Raw genomic sequence first — 17,223 nt, forward strand, 5'->3', positions numbered from 1 at the left:
GTTCGGGTTCCGGCTCACGTGATGCTCACCTTCCTCATGCCGGCCCTCCTCGCGAACATCCGGCCGGTCGGGGCCAGGGCCGCGACCAGGAGGGACGTGGCGGTCGCGCCGGAACGGGCGGCGAGTGCGGCCTGGAGCGGGATCGTGGCGCGGATGCCGCCGCCGACAGCGCGCTGGGTGAGCGGGGGTGAGGGGTTGAGCGCGGCGTGGAAGTAGGGCCGGGCGGCCGTGGCGGCGTAGGCGGCGCCCAGGGCGGTGGCCAGTGCCGTGGCAGGCGACGTTCGCCCGTGAAGGAGCGGCGGCCGGTGCGTGCTCTCGGCGTGCCGGCCGGAGGCCCTCGTACTGGACGTACTCGGGTCTTCGGCCGGGGCGGCCAGAGTGCGTGCCGGGCGTCGCGACGGGGCGAACGTCGCCTGTCGCGGCACTAGGACGCCGGTGGCCCGGGGCGTGCCCTCGGCCGGGTCGGAGCCCGGCAGGCCGGGGGCGGCTGCTGCCCGCCGGTCTGCCGGGAGTCGGGCGCGGCGGTGGGTGATCAGCCGGGTCAGCGCCCCCGTCGTGGCGAGGGCCGCCAGCGGGACCAGGGCCGAGCCGCCGGTGGTCTCCCGGCGGGACACGGCCGTGACCGCGAGGGTGTGGCTGCCGAGGAGCGCGGCGGAGGGCAGTGCGGCACGGGTGCCGCCACTGGTGGCCGCGGATCCCAGGAGCAGGTCGAGTCCGCGGGCGGCGGCCATGGCCGCGGGACCGGCGGGCGTGTGCTTCAGGGCGAGGTCGTAGGCCCAGACGGTTGCCGCCAGGGGCGCGGCCACCGCGAGGGCGGGCCGTCCCGCGCCGGCGGCGAGCGCCAGTCCGGCGCCGGTGAGAGCGCCGGCGGCGGTGAGGGCGGCGGCCGGAGGGATGCGACCGGACGGCAGCGGGCGGTGCGGGCGCTCCACGGCGTCCTCGGCGCGGTCCGCCCAGTCGTTCAGGGCCATACCGGCCTCGTACAGGCACATGGAGGAGCCGATCGCGAGCAGGGTCCGCGGCCCGGGGCGTGCGCCGGCCGCCGCCGCGCCGGCCAGGGCGTCGCCGGGGACGGTGAAGAGGGCGGGCAGCCTCAGCAGCTCGGCCCACGCCGCCAGGCGGTCCGAGCGGGGTCGGGACGTGCGGGGTCGGTCCGAGCGGGATCGGGACGTGCGGCGCGCGACCGCGTCCCCCGGGGCCCGGCTTTCCGTCGCCCCCGCGCCGGCCAGGGCCCCGGAGAGGGTGAACACCGCGGACAGGCGCAGCGACTTTGCCCACGTGGCCGCGCGGCCCCGGCGGGGGGTGCGGCGCGCGGGAGCGTTCCCGGGGGCCGGGCCGCCGGCCGTCGCCCCGGCCGGGGCGGGCGTGTCCCGGGGAGCCGGGGCGGGCGTGCGGCTCATCGGTGTGTCCCGCGGTCGTCGGCGTCGGCGCCGTCCCGCAGCCGCTCGGCGAAGCGCCTCAGCTCCGTGTACTGCTCGGCCAGGGACGAGGGGCCGTCCCCGACCGGGTCCTTGAAATAGAATCCCAGTTCGCCCAGCGGGCCGGTCAGGCCCTTCTGCCGGGCGCGGGCGGTCAGCCGGGCCAGGTCGAGGACGAGGGGGGCGGCGAGGGCCGAGTCGCAGCCCTGCCAGGTGGTCTGGAGGACCATCCGGGCGCCGAGGAAGCCGTCGAAGGCGATGTGGTCCCAGGCCGTCTTCCAGTCACCCAGCGCGGGCACGTCGTCGATGTGGACCTCGCCCTCGGGGGTGGCGCCGAGGGTGTCGGCGAGGACGCGTTCCTTGCCGGCGTTCTTGGCGGCGGCGGCAGCGGGGTCGGCGAGGGCGGCGCCGTCGCCGCCGCCCAGGAGGTTCGTGCCGGACCAGGCGCGCACGGCGAGGGCGCGCCGCAGGAACATCGGACCGAGCACGGAGCGCAGCAGGGTCTGCCCGGTCTTGCCGTCGCGGCCCGCGTACGGCAGGCCCGAGGAGGCGGCGAGCGGGGCCAACTCGGGGTGGTGCAGGCCCGTGGACGGGGTGAAGTTGACGTAGGGGCAGCCGGCGCGCAGGGCGGCCGCCGCGTAGAGGGAGCTGGGCGGCAGGGTGCCGTCGGTGAGGGCCGGCTCGGTGGAGGCGACGTTGATCACGACGGCGCCCGCGAGGTCCTGGCGGCGCACGAAGTCGCGGATGTCGGCCGCGAACACGTCGATCCACTGGTCCTGGGTGCGGCCGGTGTCACCGGGCGGCGGGCCGCCGGGCCTGATCTCCCGGTCGGCGGCGACGAGTTCGGCGTGCACCGCGGACGGCAGGCCGTGCGGCAGGACGCCGCCGTCGGCGAGGTGCTCGGCGCGCTTGGGCAGCGGGCAGTCGACGGTGTCGTGACCGCCGAAGACGAGGGCCGACAGCGGCGGCAGGCCGCAGGAGGTGAAGTCGGGGGTCTCGGTGACCATGCCGGTCGGCGGGTGGAGCCCGGCGGCGACGGCGGCGCAGCCCGCGATCGCGGTCGTGGCGACGGATCCGCGTGCGCCGATGAGCCAGACGCCGAGGCGGGGGGCCGAGGTGGGAGTGGGGGTGGGGAGGGACGGTTCGGCGGACATGGGCAGCCTCCTTGTCGTACGCGAACCTGGTGCGAGCGCCGGAGGGGGGGACGAGCGGGGTGCCGGGTTCGGGTCCCGGCGGGACGGCGGGCGGAGGTCCGGCGTCCTCCGCCCGCCGCCGTTCTGGTCGCCCCAGGGTCTTTCGTGCGGGTCAGGTCGGGCTCGCGGGCCCCGGCACCGCCCCTCGCCGCGTTGTCGTCGGTCGCCAGGGGTCCGCCCCGACTCCCTCCTCCGCCTTGCGGGACACGGCACCGGACCCCGCTCCCTGATCCGGCCCGACCCGAACGAAAGACCCTAGGAGGGCAGTTCCTTCAGCTGGATGTCGCGGAAGGAGACCTGGTCGCCGGCGCCGTGGTTCTGCAGGCCGATGTGGCCGTCGGTCAGGCTCCGCCCGGGGTCCTTGTTGGTGAAGTCGTTGATCTTGACTCCGTTGAGGAACACCTGGAGGCGTTCGCCCTGGACCTTGATCTCGTAGGAGTTCCACTGGCCGGGCGGGCGCAGGACCTGGTCACGGGCCTTGATGTCCGCCGACTTGAACGAGTAGACGGAGCCCGTGGTGCGGTCGGCCGCGTCCGTGGCGTCGATCTGGATCTCGTAGCCCTTGTTCACCGCGGACCAGGGGTCGTCGGAGGCCGGGAAGCCCACGAAGATCCCGGAGTTGTCGTCGCCCCGCATCTTCCAGTCGAGCTTGAGCGAGTACGACGTCAGCTCCTTGGCCTGGTACCAGAGCAGTCCCATGCCGCCCTCGGACTCCAGGGTGCCGTCCTTGACGTCGAACTTGCCGGGTCCTGCCTGCTTCCAGCCGTCCAGGGTCTGGCCGTTGAAGATCTCCCGGTAGCCCTTGTCCGGCTTGCAGTCCGCCTTCACCTGGCCGGTGGCGTACTGCATGCCGCCGAGCAGATGGGTGCGGAAGGCCTCGTCGGCGTACGACTCCTTGGTGTGGCCGCCGCCGGTGTAGAAGGACCGGCCGCCGCCGTAGCTCTGGCACCAGGCGATCGGGTGGTCGCCCTTCATGGTGCCGCCGTCGTAGGTCGTCTCGTCGAGGGTGGCGAGGACCTTGGCCTGCTCGCGCGGGTTGGTGCGGTAGTTGTACCACTCGTCGGTGCGCTCCCAGGTGTCGCCCAGGTGCGCGGTGGACGGGTGGTCGTGGTCGTGGACGCGCACGGTGGCCTTCTGGACGGCAGGGTGCGAGTCGAAGTAGGCGCCGACGAGGCCGCCGTAGAACTCCCAGTCGTACTCGGTGTCGGCGGCGGCGTGGATGCCCAGGTAGCCGCCGCCGTTCCTGACGTAGTTCTCGAACGCTTTCTGCTGTTCGGCGTTCAGGACGTCACCGGTGGTGGACAGGAAGGCCACCGCGTCGTACTTGGCGAGGTTGGCGGTGGTGAACTGCCGGGCCTCCTCGGTGGCCGTGACCGAGATGCCGGCCGGGGCGCCCAGTTCCTTCAGCGCGGCGACGCCCTCCGGGATGGAGTCGTGGCGGAAGCCGGCGGTCCTGGAGAAGACCAGGACCTTCTTGCCGGCCTTGAACGGCTCGGTGGAGAACTCGAAGTCGTCCACGTCGTACAGCGCGCCCTCACCGCCCCGGAAGACCAGGTAGATCTCCGTGGTCTTCCTCGGCAGCGACCGCAGCGGCACGTCGACGTCCTGGAACGTCTCCCAGCCGCCGGTCGGCGGGATGTACGCCGAGCCGTGCAGCGTGCCGGTGGGCGAGCCGGTGCGCAGCTCGACGAAGCCGCCCGCGCCGCCGGAGGAGGCCCGTACGGTCATCTTCTTCTGCCCGTCGAACCTGTAGGGGCTGAAGGAGATCCAGTCGCCGTCGTCGATGTCGCCGACGGTCCTGCCGCCGTTGGCGCCGGTCTTGTCGATCACCGACACGCCCTGCTGGGCGCCGAAGTGCTCGGCCTGGCGGTGCAGCGGCTGGAGCACGGTGCGGGCGGTGCCGGTCAGCGCCTCCTGGCCGTTCGCCCCGCCGTCGGTGTAACTGGCGCCGACGACGCCGTAGATGTCGGCGTTGGGGTCGTGACCGCCGTCCCCGGCGGGCGGCTTGAGGGTGCCCTCACAGCCCGTCTCGCTGGTCAGCTCGTGGGCGTGGGAGTCGTGGCCGAGGCTGTAGGCGACCTTGACCCTGGAGCAGTCGATCCGCTCCTCGGGGTCGGTGACGGTCACCTTGAACGGCACGGGCTCGCCGAAGGCGGCCAGGCTGCCGTTGCCCGGAACGGTGATCTTCACCGTGGGTTCGGTGTTGCCGACCACGATCCGGACGCTGGCGTTTCCGGTGTTGCCCTCGGGGTCCTTCGCGGTGAAGGTCGCGGTGTAGGTGCCGGCCTTCCTGTAGCGGTGGGTGGGGGTGAGGCCCTCGCCCGTGGTGCCGTCGCCGAAGTCCCAGCCGTAGGTGAGGTCCGGGGAGTCGGCGTCCTTGGCGCTGCCGGTGAACCTGACCCTCAGCCCGGCCGCGCCGGACGTCCGGTCCGCGCCGACCTCGGCGATCGGGGAGAAGCCGTCCTCGGCGTTCTCGATCCGGTACAGCGCGGAGTCCTTGTCGCCCTGGAACCAGGACAGGCCGTAGTCCAGGACGTAGAGCGCGCCGTCGGGGCCGAACTCCATGTCCATGATCTGGGTGCCGGTCCACGGGAAGTCGTTGATCTTCGCGACGGACCCGTCGTCGTTCTGCTCGATCCGCTTGATCCAGCGACGGCCGAACTCACCGGCGAAGAAGTCGCCGTCGTACGCCTCGGGGAACTTCACCGAGGACTCCAGGTCGGGGTCGTAGCGGTAGACCGGGCCGCCCATCGGGGACTCGGAGCCGCTGCCGAACTCGGGTACGGAACCGTCGTCGTAGGGGATCCAGGCGGCCTGCGCGGGCGGCAGGTCGACGAGGCCGGTGTTGTGCGGGGAGGTGTTCTCGGGAGCGGCGCAGTCGAACTTCCCGCCGGAGGCGCCGGTGGCGAAGTCATAGTCGTTGTAGGCGTCGTTGTCGCCGGTGCAGAACGGCCAGCCGAAGTTGGCGGGCCCGGTGACCTTGGCGAACTCGACCTGTCCCGCCGGGCCCCGGTTCGGGTCGGCGGCGCCGGCGTCGGGGCCGTAGTCACCCACGTAGATGGTGCCGGTCTTCTTGTCGATGTTCATCCGGAACGGATTGCGGAAGCCCATCGCGTAGATCTCGGGGCGGGTCTTCTCGGTGCCGGGGGCGAAGAGGTTGCCCTGCGGAACGGTGTACGAGCCGTCCTCGGCGACCTTGATGCGGAGGATCTTGCCGCGCAGGTCGTTGGTGTTGCCGGAGCTGCGGCGGGCGTCGAAGGCCGGGTTGCGGTTCGCCCGCTCGTCGATCGGCGTGTAGCCGTCGGAGGAGAAGGGGTTGGTGTCGTCGCCAGTGGACAGGTAGAGGTTGCCCTCGGCGTCGAAGGCGATGTCGCCGCCGACGTGGCAGCAGGTGCCGCGGGAGGCCGCGACGTCCAGGACCTTCTTCTCGCTGGCCGGGTCCAGTGTGCCGTTGGGGTTGAGGACGAACCGGGAGAGGCGGTTGACGCCGTCGAACTTCTCGAAGTCCTCGGCGGTGCCGGTCTCCGGGGCGTCGCCCGCGGGGGTGTCGAGCGGCGGGGCGTAGTAGAGGTAGATCGCCCGGTTGTTCTCGAAGTCCGGGTCGATGCCGACGCCCTGCAGGCCCTCCTCGTCGTGGCTGTAGACATCGAGCCTGCCGGCGACCTTGGTGACGCCGCCCTGGTCGGTGAGGCGCAGCGTGCCGTCGCGCGAGGTGTGCAGGACGCTGCGGTCCGGGAGCACGGCGAGCGACATCGGCTCGCCCGTCTCGGGCTCGCCCTTGGCGAGCGGCACCTGCTGGAACTGCCCCTCTGCGGCTGCCGGTTCGTCGTGCCCCGGGTGGCCGGGGTGGGCGCCGGCCACGGTCGCCGGGGTGCCCACGGCCAGCAGCAGGCCGGTGAACAGGGCGAGACCGGTGCGAAGTCGGGGTCGACGCCTCCTGGCGCCGGTGGATGTGAGTCTGCTTCTGTGCACGAAGTCCCTCCGGGAACGGAGTGGGGCCGTATGGAACAGGTGCGAAGACATGTGGTGCGTGCGGGCGCCGGGGTGCGCCGTCACCCCGGAGGTGTGGGTGTCCTGAACACTTCAGGGACGGTAACCGCGTCCTTCCGGGGCGAACACCCCTTTGACCGGGGCTGGTCAATCTTTTCCTCGACTCAGGAGAAAGCGGGATCCGGGCAGGTCGGATCCGGGGACCGGCGGATGTGCCGGTCCCCGTCCCCGACCTGCCGTCGGGCGCGACTCAGCTGTTGAACGCGGCGTCGAAGGACGCGCTGGGCGGCTCGAAGTCGTAGGCCTTGAGGTGCTTCAGCGCCTCCGGGGCGCCCTGGAGGCGGTCCATGCCGGCGTCCTCCCACTCCACGGAGACCGGACCGCGGTAGTCGATCGAGCGCAGCATCCGGAAGACGTCCTCCCAGGGGACGTCGCCGTGGCCGGCGGAGACGAAGTCCCAGCCGCGGCGCGGGTCGCCCCACGGCAGGTGGGAGCCGAGGCGGCCGTTGCGTCCGTCGAGGCGTCTGCGGGCCTCCTTGCAGTCCACGTGGTAGATGCGGTCGCGGAAGTCCCACAGGAAGCCGACCGGGTCGAGGTCCTGCCACACGAAGTGGCTGGGGTCGAAGTTGAGGCCGAAGGCCGGCCGGCGGCCGACCGCGTCCAGCGCGCGTACGGTCGTCCAGTAGTCGTAGGCGATCTCGCTCGGGTGGACCTCGTGCGCGAACCGCACGCCCTCCGCGTCGAAGACGTCGAGGATGGGGTTCCAGCGCTCGGCGAAGTCCTCGTAACCGCGCTCGATCATGGTGTCGGGGGCGGGCGGGAACATCGCCACCAGGTGCCAGATGGCCGATCCGGTGAAGCCGACGACGGTGTCGACGCCGAACGCGGCCGCCGCGCGGGCGGTGTCGGCGATCTCGGCGGCGGCCCGCTGCCGGACGCCCTCCGGTTCGCCGTCCCCCCAGATCCGGGCGGGCAGGATGGCCCGGTGGCGTTCGTCGATGATGGCGTCGCAGACGGCCTGGCCCACGAGGTGGTTGGAGACGGCCCAGCAGCGCAGGCCGTACTTGTCGAGCAGGGCCCGCCGGGAGTCCAGGTACGCCGGGTCGGCGAGGGCCTTGTCGACCTCGAAGTGGTCTCCCCAGCAGGCGAGTTCGAGGCCGTCGTAGCCGAAGTCGCGGGCCAGCCGGCAGACCTCCTCCAGGGGGAGGTCCGCCCACTGGCCGGTGAAGAGTGTGAACCTGCGCGGCATGCTGGAAGCCTCCTCAGTCGGCGATCGGGGTGTAGACGGAGTTCTTCTCGGCGCTCTCCTCGACCGCCGCGAGGACGCGCTGGACCTGGAGACCGTCGGCGAAGGAGGGCTGCGGCCTGCTGCCCTCGGCGATCGCGTGGACGAGGTCGCGGGCCTGGTGGACGAAGGTGTGCTCGTAGCCGAGGCCGTGGCCCGGCGGCCACCAGCCGTCCAGGTAGGGGTGGTCGGGCTCGGTGACGAGGATGCGGCGGAAGCCGGCGTGGCTGCCGGGCTCGGTGGCGTCGTGGAACCACAGCTCGTTGAGCCGTTCCAGGTCGAAGGCCAACGAGCCGAGTTCACCGTTGAGTTCGAGGCGCAGGGCGTTCTTGCGGCCGGTGGCGTAGCGGGTCGCCTCGAAGGAGGCGAGGGCACCGGAGGCGAAGCGACCGGTGAACACGGCGGCGTCGTCGACGGTGACCGTCCCGGTGGCGGTACCGGCGTCGGTGGCGGTACCGGTACCGGCCCCGGCGGCCAGGCCCTCGGTCGGTCCGCCGGGCAGCGGCCGCCGCCGTACGAACGTCTCGGTGAGCGCGGAGACCCCGGTCAGCCGCTCCCCCACGAGGTGCTGTGCGAGGTCGACGATGTGCGCGCCGAGGTCGCCGAGGGAGCCGGATCCCGCCCGTTCCCGGCGCAGTCGCCAAGTGAGCGGGAACTGGGGGTCGTTGAGCCAGTCCTGGAGGTACGACACCCGGACGTGCCGCAGGCGGCCGATCCGGCCCTCGGCGACCATGCGCCGGGCCAGCGCGGTGGCGGGGACGCGACGGTAGTTGAAGCCGACCATCGACAGCCGGCCCCGTGCCGCGAACGCGGTCTCGGCGGCACGTGCCATGGCCTCGGCCTCCTCGACCGTGTTCGCGAGGGGCTTCTCGCACAGGACGTGCTTGCCGGCGGCCAGCGCGGCGAGCGCGATCTCGGCGTGGCTGTCGCCGGGGGTGCAGATGTCGACGAGGTCCACGTCGTCGCGTGCGATCAGCGCCCGCCAGTCGGTCTCGGTCGTCGCCCACCCGTGCCGGTCGGCCGCCGCGCGGACGGCCGCGGCGTCACGGCCGCAGAGCGCGGCGAGCACCGGGCGCAGGGGCAGGTCGAAGACGCGGCCCGCGGTGCGCCAGCCCTGGGAGTGGGCGGCACCCATGAAGGCGTAGCCGACCATGCCGACGCGGAGCGGGGGTTTGCCGGACTCCGCGCCGGACTTCGCGCCGGCCTCCTCCGGTCCCGCTGACTGCTGCGGCTGTTCCATGCAGGTGTCCTCCTCGTCGTCGTGGCGCGGTGGGGGTGGGCCTGCCGGGCGGGTGGCTCGGGGCGGCCGTCGGTCGGTGTGCGCCCGACGCGTCGGGCCCGGCCCCGGTACGCCCCACCGGCGACACGTGCCGCACGGGGCGGGCGCCACCGGGGGCAGGCACCGTGGTGGTCCGCCCCGCACGGGGACACGTACCGCCGGTGGGACGCCGCTGCGGAACACGCACACCCGGTGGCCGCCTCGCACGAGCACGCGCACGAGCACGCGCACGCCCCGGACGCGTCTCACCGAGAACCGCCGGTGGCCGCCCCCGCTCCCCCGGGCGGAGCCCGTGTCTCACCGGAAGCCGGTGGACATGTACTGGTCGACGTTCTCCTTGTCGACCACCGCCGAGTAGAGGGTGATCGATGCGGGGATCTCGTACTCGGCGAGGCCTGTGGCCCCCTTGCCCTGGCCGAGGGCGCGGGCGAGGTCGATGGCGGAGGCGGCCATGGTGGGCGGGTACAGGACGGTGGCCTTGAGGACGCCGTCGTCCTGTTTGATCGCCTGGAACGCGGAGAGGGCACCCGCCCCGCCGACCATCATGAAGTCGTCGCGGCCGGCCTGCTCGACGGCGCGCAGCGCGCCCACGCCCTGGTCGTCGTCGTGGTTCCACAGCGCGTCGAACTTCGACTGCGCCTGGAGGAGTTGGGCCATCTTCGCCTGCCCCGACTCGACCGTGAAGTCGGCTGCCTGGCGGGCCACCTTCTTGATGTTGGGGTAGTTCTTCAGGGCGTCGTCGAAGCCCTGGGTGCGTTGCTTGGTGAGTTCCAGGTTGTCCAGGCCGGCGAGCTCGACGACCCGGGCGTCGGCCTTGCCCTTGAGTTTCTCGCCGATGTAGTGGCCGGCGTTCAGGCCCATGCCGTAGTTGTCGCCGCCGATCCAGCACCGGTACGCCTGCGGGGTGTTGAAGATCCGGTCGAGGTTGACGACGGGGATGCCCGCGCGCATCGCCTTCAGGCCGACCTGGGTGAGGGCCTTGCCGTCGGCGGGCAGGATCACCAGGACGTCGACCTTCTTGTTGATGAGGGTCTCGATCTGGCCGATCTGCTGGGCGGTGTCGTTGGAGCCCTCGGTGATCTCCAGGGTGACGTCGGAGTACTTCCCGGCCCGGCTCTTGGCGTTGTCGTTGATGGCGTTGAGCCAGCCGTGGTCGGCCTGCGGTCCGGCGAAGCCGATGGTGACCTGCTTGCCGGGCTTGTCGTCCGCGGCCGGGCGGGTGTCGGCGGCGGGTTCCTCGTCCTTGGGGTCATTGCTCGTGCAACCGGTCAGCAGGGCACCGGCCGAGACGGCGGCGGTCCCGAGGAGCAGACCTCGGCGACTGGTGAGGCGGCTCGGAAATCTCATCGGCTCTGGCATGGCGGTGAACCCTTTCCTCAGGTCGTGCTCGCGGTACGGCGCTGGACCAGCACGGCGGCGACGATGATCGCGCCCTTGGCGATCTGCTGGACGTCGCTCTGCAGGTTGTTGAGGGCGAAGATGTTGGTGATCGTGGTGAAGATCAGGACGCCGAGCACGGAACCGACGATGGTGCTGCGGCCCCCGCTGAGCAGGGTGCCGCCGATGATCGCGGCGGCGATGGCGTCGAGTTCGTAGAGGTTGCCGTTGGTGTTCTGGCCCGAGCCGGACAGGATGATCAGCAGGAAGGCGGCGATGCCGCAGCACAGTCCGGACAGCAGGTAGAGGTAGAGCCGCTGGCGGCGTACGTCGATGCCGGCCAGGCGGGCGGCCTCCGCGTTGCCGCCGACCGCGACCGTGCGCCGGCCGAAGGTGGTGCGGTTCAGCACGAGCCAGCCGATGATCGTCACGACTGCGAAGACGATGACGAGGGGCGGCACGCCGAGGACGTACGCGTCGCGCTCGCCGAGGTCGAGGATGCCGTCGGAGGTGACGATCTGCGTCTTGCCGTCGGTGATCTGCAGCGCCAGTCCGCGGGCGGAGGCCAGCATCGCGAGGGTGGCGATGAACGGGACCATCGCGCCGTAGGCGATGAGGAGGCCGTTGACGAGGCCGCAGCCGAGGCCGACGAGGACGGAGGTGAAGAGGACGCCTCCGAAGCCGTACTCCTGGGTGGCGAGCGTGGTGGCCCAGACGGAGGCGAGGGCGACGATGGCGCCGACGGAGAGGTCGATGCCGCCGGAGGTGATGACGAAGGTCATGCCGACCGTGACGACGCCGATCACCGAGGCCTGGGTGAGGACGAGTTGGAGGTTGCGGGTGTCGAGGAACTCGTCGGGTCTGGTGATGCCGCCGATCACGACGAGTACGGCGAGGACGCCGAGGAGTGACAGGGTACGGACGTCGGCGCGGGCCACCAGGCCCCGCCAGGCGGGGGGTCGGGCCCGGGGCGACTTGTCGGTGCTGTCACGCGGCGGGGAGACGGGCTGCGTCATGACGCCGGACTTCCTTCCATGACGAGGTCGAGTACGCGGTGTTCGTCCAGTTCGCGGGCGGGCGCGGTGTGGACCACGCGCCCCTCCCGGAGCACCAGGACCCGGTCGGCGAGGCCGAGGACCTCCGGTACCTCGCTGGAGACGAGCAGTACGGCGAGGCCTTCGTCGGCCAGTCGACGGACGACCGCGTACAGTTCGGCGCGGGCGCCGACGTCGACCCCGCGGGTGGGTTCGTCGAGCAGCAGGACGCGGCAGCCGCGCAGCAGCCAGCGGGCCAGCACGGCCTTCTGCTGGTTGCCGCCGGACAGGGTCCGCACCGGTGCGGACGGGTTGTCGGGGCGCAGCGACAGTTCGCGGGTCGCCGCGCGGGCCGCGCCCCGTTCGGCACCGCGGTCGATCCAGCCGCCGCGCGAGAAGCGGGAGAGGGAGGAGACGGAGACGTTGCGGGTGACGGACTCCAGCATCAGCAGGGCCTGGGCCTTGCGTTCCTCGGGGGCGAGACCCAGCCCGGCGCGTACGGCGGCCCGCACACTGCCCGGCCGCAACGGCTTTCCGTCCACCACGACGCGACCGGCCGTGGGCCGGCGGGCCCCGTAGACCGTCTCCAGGATCTCGGAGCGGCCGGAGCCGACCAGCCCGGCGAGTCCGACGATCTCCCCCGGCCGCAGGTCGAGGTCGAACGGTTCGAACTCACCCTCCCTGGCCAGCCCGCGCACCTCCAGCAGGGGCTTCCCGCGCGTCGCCGGCACGCCGGCCGCGGGCCGCTCGGGGAAGACGTACTCGACGTCGCGGCCCGTCATCAGCGCGACGACCTCGCGGGTGGGTGTCGACTTCGCGGGCAGCCCGCCGGCCACCGCCCGGCCGTCCTTGAGCACCGTGACCCGGTCGCCGATACGGCGGATCTCCTCCAGGCGGTGGGAGATGTGGACGACGGCCACCCCGTCCGCGGTCAGGTCACCGACGATGCGGAAGAGGTTGTCGACCTCGTCCGGGTCGAGGGCGGCGGACGGTTCGTCCATGACGATCAGCCGGACGTCGTGGGAGAGGGCCCGCGCCATGGAGACGACCTGCTGCTGGGCCGCGGACAACTCCCCGACCAGAGCGGCCGGATCGATCTCCGCGTGCCCGAGCCGCCGCAGCAGGGTCTCCGTCGCCCGACGGGCCGTCCTGGTGCGGACGACGAATCCCGCGGCGGTGGGTTCGTGGCCGAGGTGGACGTTCTCCGCCACCGACAGGTGCTCCACCAGGTCGAGTTCCTGGTAGATGGTGGCGATGCCGAGGCGCATGGCGGCGATCGGCGAGCGCAGGGTGACCGGTTCGCCCCGCCAGCGGATGGTCCCGCCGTCGGGCTGGTGGGCACCGGCCAGCACCTTGATGAGGGTGGACTTGCCGGCCCCGTTCTGGCCGAGCAGGCAGTGCACTTCACCGGCCTGGACGTCGAGGTCGACGCCGTCCAGGGCCCGGACGCCGGGGAACGACTTGGTGATGCCGGACATGCTGAGCAGCGGTGGTTCTGGTGCCATGTGGATTCCCCTCGGCGGGCGTGCGGGCCGGAGTCAGGGCAGAACGCCAGGAATCGGGCGCTCTTGAGGTGGCGCGGGGCAGGGGAGGGCGAGACGGGGCAGGACGCTGTGCCGGTGGTGCCGTACGAAGCGGGCTGGCGGGTTCGTCGGATGACTGAGGCGGACGGCCGGTACGAACGGAGTGGCTACGCGGGTGAGAACAGGTGGTCGCTGATGAGGCGGGCCGCGCCGATCACTCCGGCGGTGGGGCCCAACTCGCCCAGGACGATGGGCAGATTGCCGGTCGCCAGGGGCAGCGACTGGCGGTAGACCTGGGTACGGATGGCGGCCAGCAGGGTGTGGCCGAGGCCGGTCACCCCGCCGCCGATCACGACCAGGCCGGGGTTGAAGAACGAGACGAGTCCGGCGATGACCTGACCGACCCGGTCGCCGCCCTCGCGGATCAGGTCGAGGGCGGTGGCGTCGCCCGCGGCTGCCGCGGCGGCGACGTCGACGGCGGTGAGGCCGCCGTTCGTCTCCAGCCGTGCCGCGAGTTCAGCCGACAGGCCCTGCTGGGCCGCTTCCATGGCGTCACGGGCCAGGGCCGCGCCGCTGAAGTGGGCCTCCAGGCAACCACGGTTCCCGCAGGCGCAGGGCCGGCCGTCGGGCACCGCCTGGATGTGCCCGATGTCGCCCGCGCTGCCGGTGGTGCCGCGGTAGACCTGGCCGCCGACGACGATGCCGCAGCCGATGCCGGTGCCGATCTTGACGCACAGGAAGTCGGCGACGGTGCGGGCGACGCCCGCGTGCTGCTCCCCCATCGCCATGAGGTTCACGTCGTTGTCGACCATGACCGGGCAGCCGAGTTCCTGGCTGAGCGCCTCCCGCACGGGGAAGCCGTCCCAGCCCGGCATGATCGGCGGCGCGACCGGCACGCCTTCGGGGAAGCGGACCGGGCCGGGAACGCCGATGCCTGCGCCGTCGAAGCCCTCGGCGAGTCCCGTCGCCTTCAACTTCGCCGCCATGGCGAGCACTTGCTCGAAGACCGCGACCGGTCCCTCACGTACGTCAAGGGGCTGGTTGAGGTGTCCGAGCGTCTCCAGTTCGGCGTTGGTGACGGCGACGTCGACCGAGGTCGCGCCGATGTCCACGCCCAGGAAACGGAGTTGGGGATTGAGCCGGACGTTGTGCGAACGGCGGCCGCCGCGCGAGGCGGCGAGCCCGTCGGCCACGACCAGCCCCGTCTCCAGCAGCCGGTCCACCTCCACGGCCAGCTTGGACCGCGAGAGGTCGACCTGATCGCCGAGCTGTGCACGGGAGTTGGGACCTCCGTCGCGCAGCAGTCGCAGCAACCGGGCCTGATGCGCGTTCGCGGGTCGTGCCGTCATGCGTCTCACGAACCCCTCCCCGCCTCGATCGGCCGCCTGGTGTCCTGCTTTCGAGGGGAACGTAGCAGCGGTCGCCGGGAGGGGGAAGAAGTCGTGCACGGATTGCCGTCAACTTTCTCCACTCACTGGACAAAGGAGTGCTCTGCGGCGCGCCGAGGGCCCGCAGGACACGGGTGCGCGGAGGCAGGGAGGCAGGAGGGGGACGCGGAGGCAGGGGTGGCGGCAGCGGGGCCGGTCCTGGCGCGGGCTCGAGGCAGCTCCGGGTGCCGTCGGGGCGCGGGTGTGGGCGCAGGCTCGGGCGCAGGCGCGGGTGCCGTCGGGGCGCGGGTGTGAGCGCGGGTGCGGGCGCAGGCGGGGCGCGGGCGCCCGGCTACGGCTCCCTGGCGGGCTCCGTCCCCCCTCCTGGGCAGCGCCGGGCGACGGGGCCGACAGCCGGAAAGCCAGTGGTCCGTTGTTCTTCGTCCACAGTCCGCGGATCACTGTGGGCAGAGCCGGGCGGGGCCGGCCGCGTCACGCCGCCCGGATCCGCGACACGCCGTCGCCCGAATCCGCGACACGCCGCCGCCCGGATCCGCGACACCGCCCGTCACGGGCAGCGTACGACCTGCCCCGCGTACGACAGGTTGCCGCCGAACCCGAACAGCAGGACCGGATCCCCGCTGGAGATCGCGCCACGCTCCACCAGCTTGGAGAAGGCGAGCGGGATGCTCGCCGCCGAGGTGTTGCCCGATTCGGTGACATCGCGCGCGACCACGGCGTTGACGGCGCCGATCTTCGCCGCGAGGGGCTCGATGATGCGCAGGTTCGCCTGGTGCAGCACGACGGCGGCCAGGTCCTCCGGGGCGAGGCCGGCCCGCTCGCAGGCCTCACGGGCGAGCGACGGCAGCCGGGTGGTGGCCCACCGGTAGACGCTCTGCCCCTCCTGCGCGAACCGGGCCGGCTGTCCCTCGATGCGCACGGCGTGCCCCATCTCGGGCACCGACCCCCACAGCACCGGCCCGATCCCGGGCTCGGTCCCGACGGGGCAGGCCTCCACCACGGCGGCGCCCGCTCCGTCGCCGACGAGGACGCAGGTGGTGCGGTCGGTCCAGTCGGTCACCTCGGACATCTTGTCGGCGCCGATGACCAGCGCGCGGGTCGCGGCGCCCGCGCGGATCGTGTGGTCGGCGGTGGCGAGCGTGTGGGTGAATCCGGCACACACCACGTTGACGTCCAGCACGGCCGGCCCGGGGATGCCGAGCCGGGCGGCGACCCGGGCGGCCATGTTCGGCGAGCGGTCCACGGCGGTGGAGGTGGCGACCAGGACCAGGTCGATGTCCGCGGGGGTGAGACCGGCCGCCGCGAGCGCCTTGGCGGCGGCGTGCCCGGCCAACTCGTCCACCGGCTCGTCGGGGCCGGCGATGTGGCGCGTGCGGATGCCCACCCGGCTCCTGATCCACTCGTCATTGGTGTCGACCAGTTCCGCCAGGTCCTCGTTGGTGAGTACCTTGGCGGGCTGGTAGTGACCGACGGCGGTGATGCGCGAGCCGTTCATTGGGGGGTCCCCCTCGTTGCCTTGGGTAGCGGGATCCACCAGTCTGATCAGTGACTCACGGGTACGCGGGCACGTGAAGCGACAGGAAACCCGCAGCGGGCTTGTCGGCTTCCCGCTATCCCCTGACGACGGTGTGCGCGTGCCGCGGTGCGGGCCGCGAGCCGGGGCCGCACGTGCAGGACAATGAGATCGTGAAGGTCACCTCGCGGCACGACGGACCGGTGACCCGCGGCGACTTCCGCATCAAGGGCCGTTTCGGCCGCCAGCACGTACAGACACGTACAGAACCGGGGCTGACGACATGGGACGAGTCACCGAACGACGCAAGGTGCTCCGCATCCGCGACGGAGCGGTCTCCAGCCGCCCGGACACGCTGGTCGCGGAGGAGCCGCTGGAGATCCGGCTCAACGGCCGCCCCCTCGCCATCACCATGCGCACGCCCGGCGACGACTTCGCCCTGGCCGCCGGGTTCCTGGTCAGCGAAGGCGTCCTGGCGGAGGGATCCGATCTGCAGAACATCGTCTACTGCGCCGGGGCGACGGTGGACGGGTCGAACACGTACAACGTCGTCGACGTACGGACCGCACCCGGCGTCACCGTCCCCGACATCACCCTCGAACGGAACGTCTACACGACCTCGTCCTGCGGCCTGTGCGGCAAGGCCAGCCTGGACGCGGTGCGCACGACGACCCGCTGGCCCGTCGCCGACACACCGCCGCTCCGCGTCGCGCCGGAACTCCTCGCCGCCCTCCCCGACCGGCTGCGCGCGTCCCAGCGCGTCTTCGACAGCACCGGCGGCCTGCACGCGGCGGCCCTGTTCTCCGAGGACGGCGAGCTGCTGGACGTCCGCGAGGACGTCGGCCGGCACAACGCGGTCGACAAGCTGGTCGGCCGCGCCCTCCAGAACGGCGGCCTGCCGTTGTCCCGGGCGATCCTGCTCGTGTCGGGCCGGGCCTCCTTCGAGCTGGCCCAGAAGGCCGTGATGGCGGGCATCCCGGTACTCGCGGCGGTGTCGGCGCCGTCCTCCCTCGCGGTGGACCTGGCGGCGGAGACGGGACTGACGCTGGTGGGCTTCCTGCGGGGCAGTTCCATGAACGTGTACGCGGGCGAGGACCGCATAGCCCTGCGGACCGCGGCCGCGCGGGGCTAGGGTCCCTCGCCCGGCCCGAGCCCGTGAGCCCGGCCGGCCCCGGACGGGAGTCCCGGTGCGGCCGCCCGCGGCACGGCGGCGGGGCCCCGGC

General features: G+C 72.6%; 11 protein-coding genes and 1 pseudogene. 2 read left to right on the forward strand and 10 right to left on the reverse strand.

Going from position 1 to position 17,223, the window contains the following annotated elements; all coding sequences use genetic code 11:
• Positions 1-14: 14 nt before the first annotated feature.
• The 10 genes from ACGFQC_RS15825 to ACGFQC_RS15870 all read right to left on the reverse strand — a co-directional run bounded on the left by ACGFQC_RS15825 (position 15) and on the right by ACGFQC_RS15870 (position 15,982).
• Positions 15-1,400, reverse strand: coding sequence for an SCO3242 family prenyltransferase (locus ACGFQC_RS15825; RefSeq protein WP_363088771.1), 1,386 nt, complete (start codon positions 1,398-1,400; stop codon positions 15-17).
• The gene (locus tag ACGFQC_RS15830; protein ID WP_363088770.1) at positions 1,397-2,572 is read right to left on the reverse strand and encodes an inositol-3-phosphate synthase; all 1,176 of its coding nucleotides are present in this window, start codon (positions 2,570-2,572) and stop codon (positions 1,397-1,399) included. Before ACGFQC_RS15830 ends, ACGFQC_RS15825 begins: the two co-directional genes overlap by 4 nt.
• A gap of 294 nt (positions 2,573-2,866) precedes the next feature.
• On the reverse strand, positions 2,867-6,583 hold the full coding sequence (locus ACGFQC_RS15835; protein ID WP_363088769.1) for a ThuA domain-containing protein: 3,717 nt from the start codon (positions 6,581-6,583) through the stop codon (positions 2,867-2,869).
• Between the two features lie 268 nt (positions 6,584-6,851).
• The gene (locus tag ACGFQC_RS15840; protein ID WP_363088768.1) at positions 6,852-7,850 is read right to left on the reverse strand and encodes a sugar phosphate isomerase/epimerase family protein; all 999 of its coding nucleotides are present in this window, start codon (positions 7,848-7,850) and stop codon (positions 6,852-6,854) included.
• Positions 7,851-7,863: 13 nt separating this feature from the next.
• Positions 7,864-9,126, reverse strand: a complete 1,263-nt coding sequence (locus ACGFQC_RS15845; RefSeq protein WP_363088767.1) for a Gfo/Idh/MocA family oxidoreductase — start codon at positions 9,124-9,126, stop codon at positions 7,864-7,866.
• Between the two features lie 336 nt (positions 9,127-9,462).
• Positions 9,463-10,512, reverse strand: a complete 1,050-nt coding sequence (locus ACGFQC_RS15850) for a substrate-binding domain-containing protein (protein WP_393288262.1) — start codon at positions 10,510-10,512, stop codon at positions 9,463-9,465.
• 29 nt (positions 10,513-10,541) lie between these two features.
• The gene (locus ACGFQC_RS15855; protein WP_363088765.1) at positions 10,542-11,558 is read right to left on the reverse strand and encodes an ABC transporter permease; all 1,017 of its coding nucleotides are present in this window, start codon (positions 11,556-11,558) and stop codon (positions 10,542-10,544) included.
• Positions 11,555-13,081: a sugar ABC transporter ATP-binding protein gene (locus ACGFQC_RS15860; protein ID WP_363088764.1), complete on the reverse strand. Its 1,527-nt coding sequence runs from the start codon at positions 13,079-13,081 to the stop codon at positions 11,555-11,557. The genes ACGFQC_RS15855 and ACGFQC_RS15860 overlap by 4 nt, the downstream gene beginning before the upstream one ends.
• Before the next feature lie 185 nt (positions 13,082-13,266).
• The gene (locus ACGFQC_RS15865) at positions 13,267-14,448 is read right to left on the reverse strand and encodes an ROK family transcriptional regulator (protein ID WP_363088763.1); all 1,182 of its coding nucleotides are present in this window, start codon (positions 14,446-14,448) and stop codon (positions 13,267-13,269) included.
• 586 nt (positions 14,449-15,034) lie between these two features.
• Positions 15,035-15,982 (reverse strand): beta-ketoacyl-ACP synthase III, encoded by a 948-nt coding sequence (locus tag ACGFQC_RS15870; protein WP_363088762.1) that lies wholly within the window; start codon positions 15,980-15,982, stop codon positions 15,035-15,037.
• Between the two features lie 125 nt (positions 15,983-16,107).
• On the opposite strand from ACGFQC_RS15870, the pseudogene ACGFQC_RS15875 reads away from it, so the two are divergent.
• Together ACGFQC_RS15875 and fdhD are read left to right on the forward strand one after the other, a co-directional pair.
• Positions 16,108-16,263, forward strand: a pseudogene (locus ACGFQC_RS15875) (Fe-S-binding domain-containing protein); the annotation flags it as partial.
• Between the two features lie 20 nt (positions 16,264-16,283).
• The gene (fdhD, locus tag ACGFQC_RS15880; protein WP_363088761.1) at positions 16,284-17,132 is read left to right on the forward strand and encodes a formate dehydrogenase accessory sulfurtransferase FdhD; all 849 of its coding nucleotides are present in this window, start codon (positions 16,284-16,286) and stop codon (positions 17,130-17,132) included.
• Positions 17,133-17,223 lie beyond the last annotated feature (91 nt).

The organism is Streptomyces sp. NPDC048734, from assembly GCF_043198675.1.
In the GTDB taxonomy this organism is placed as follows: Bacteria; Actinomycetota; Actinomycetes; order Streptomycetales; family Streptomycetaceae; genus Streptomyces.

What these genes read in the sequence shown, in the direction of transcription:
- ACGFQC_RS15825 (WP_363088771.1), bottom strand. Translation starts at nt 1,400, where the DNA reads ATGAGCCGCACGCCCGCCCCGGCTCCCCGGGACACGCCCGCCCCGGCC.
- ACGFQC_RS15830 (WP_363088770.1), bottom strand. Translation starts at nt 2,572, where the DNA reads ATGTCCGCCGAACCGTCCCTCCCCACCCCCACTCCCACCTCGGCCCCC.
- ACGFQC_RS15840 (WP_363088768.1), bottom strand. Translation starts at nt 7,850, where the DNA reads ATGCCGCGCAGGTTCACACTCTTCACCGGCCAGTGGGCGGACCTCCCC.
- ACGFQC_RS15845 (WP_363088767.1), bottom strand. Translation starts at nt 9,126, where the DNA reads ATGGAACAGCCGCAGCAGTCAGCGGGACCGGAGGAGGCCGGCGCGAAG.
- ACGFQC_RS15850 (WP_393288262.1), bottom strand. Translation starts at nt 10,512, where the DNA reads ATGAGATTTCCGAGCCGCCTCACCAGTCGCCGAGGTCTGCTCCTCGGG.
- ACGFQC_RS15855 (WP_363088765.1), bottom strand. Translation starts at nt 11,558, where the DNA reads ATGACGCAGCCCGTCTCCCCGCCGCGTGACAGCACCGACAAGTCGCCC.
- ACGFQC_RS15860 (WP_363088764.1), bottom strand. Translation starts at nt 13,081, where the DNA reads ATGGCACCAGAACCACCGCTGCTCAGCATGTCCGGCATCACCAAGTCG.
- ACGFQC_RS15865 (WP_363088763.1), bottom strand. Translation starts at nt 14,448, where the DNA reads ATGACGGCACGACCCGCGAACGCGCATCAGGCCCGGTTGCTGCGACTG.
- ACGFQC_RS15870 (WP_363088762.1), bottom strand. Translation starts at nt 15,982, where the DNA reads ATGAACGGCTCGCGCATCACCGCCGTCGGTCACTACCAGCCCGCCAAG.
- fdhD (WP_363088761.1), top strand. Translation starts at nt 16,284, where the DNA reads ATGGGACGAGTCACCGAACGACGCAAGGTGCTCCGCATCCGCGACGGA.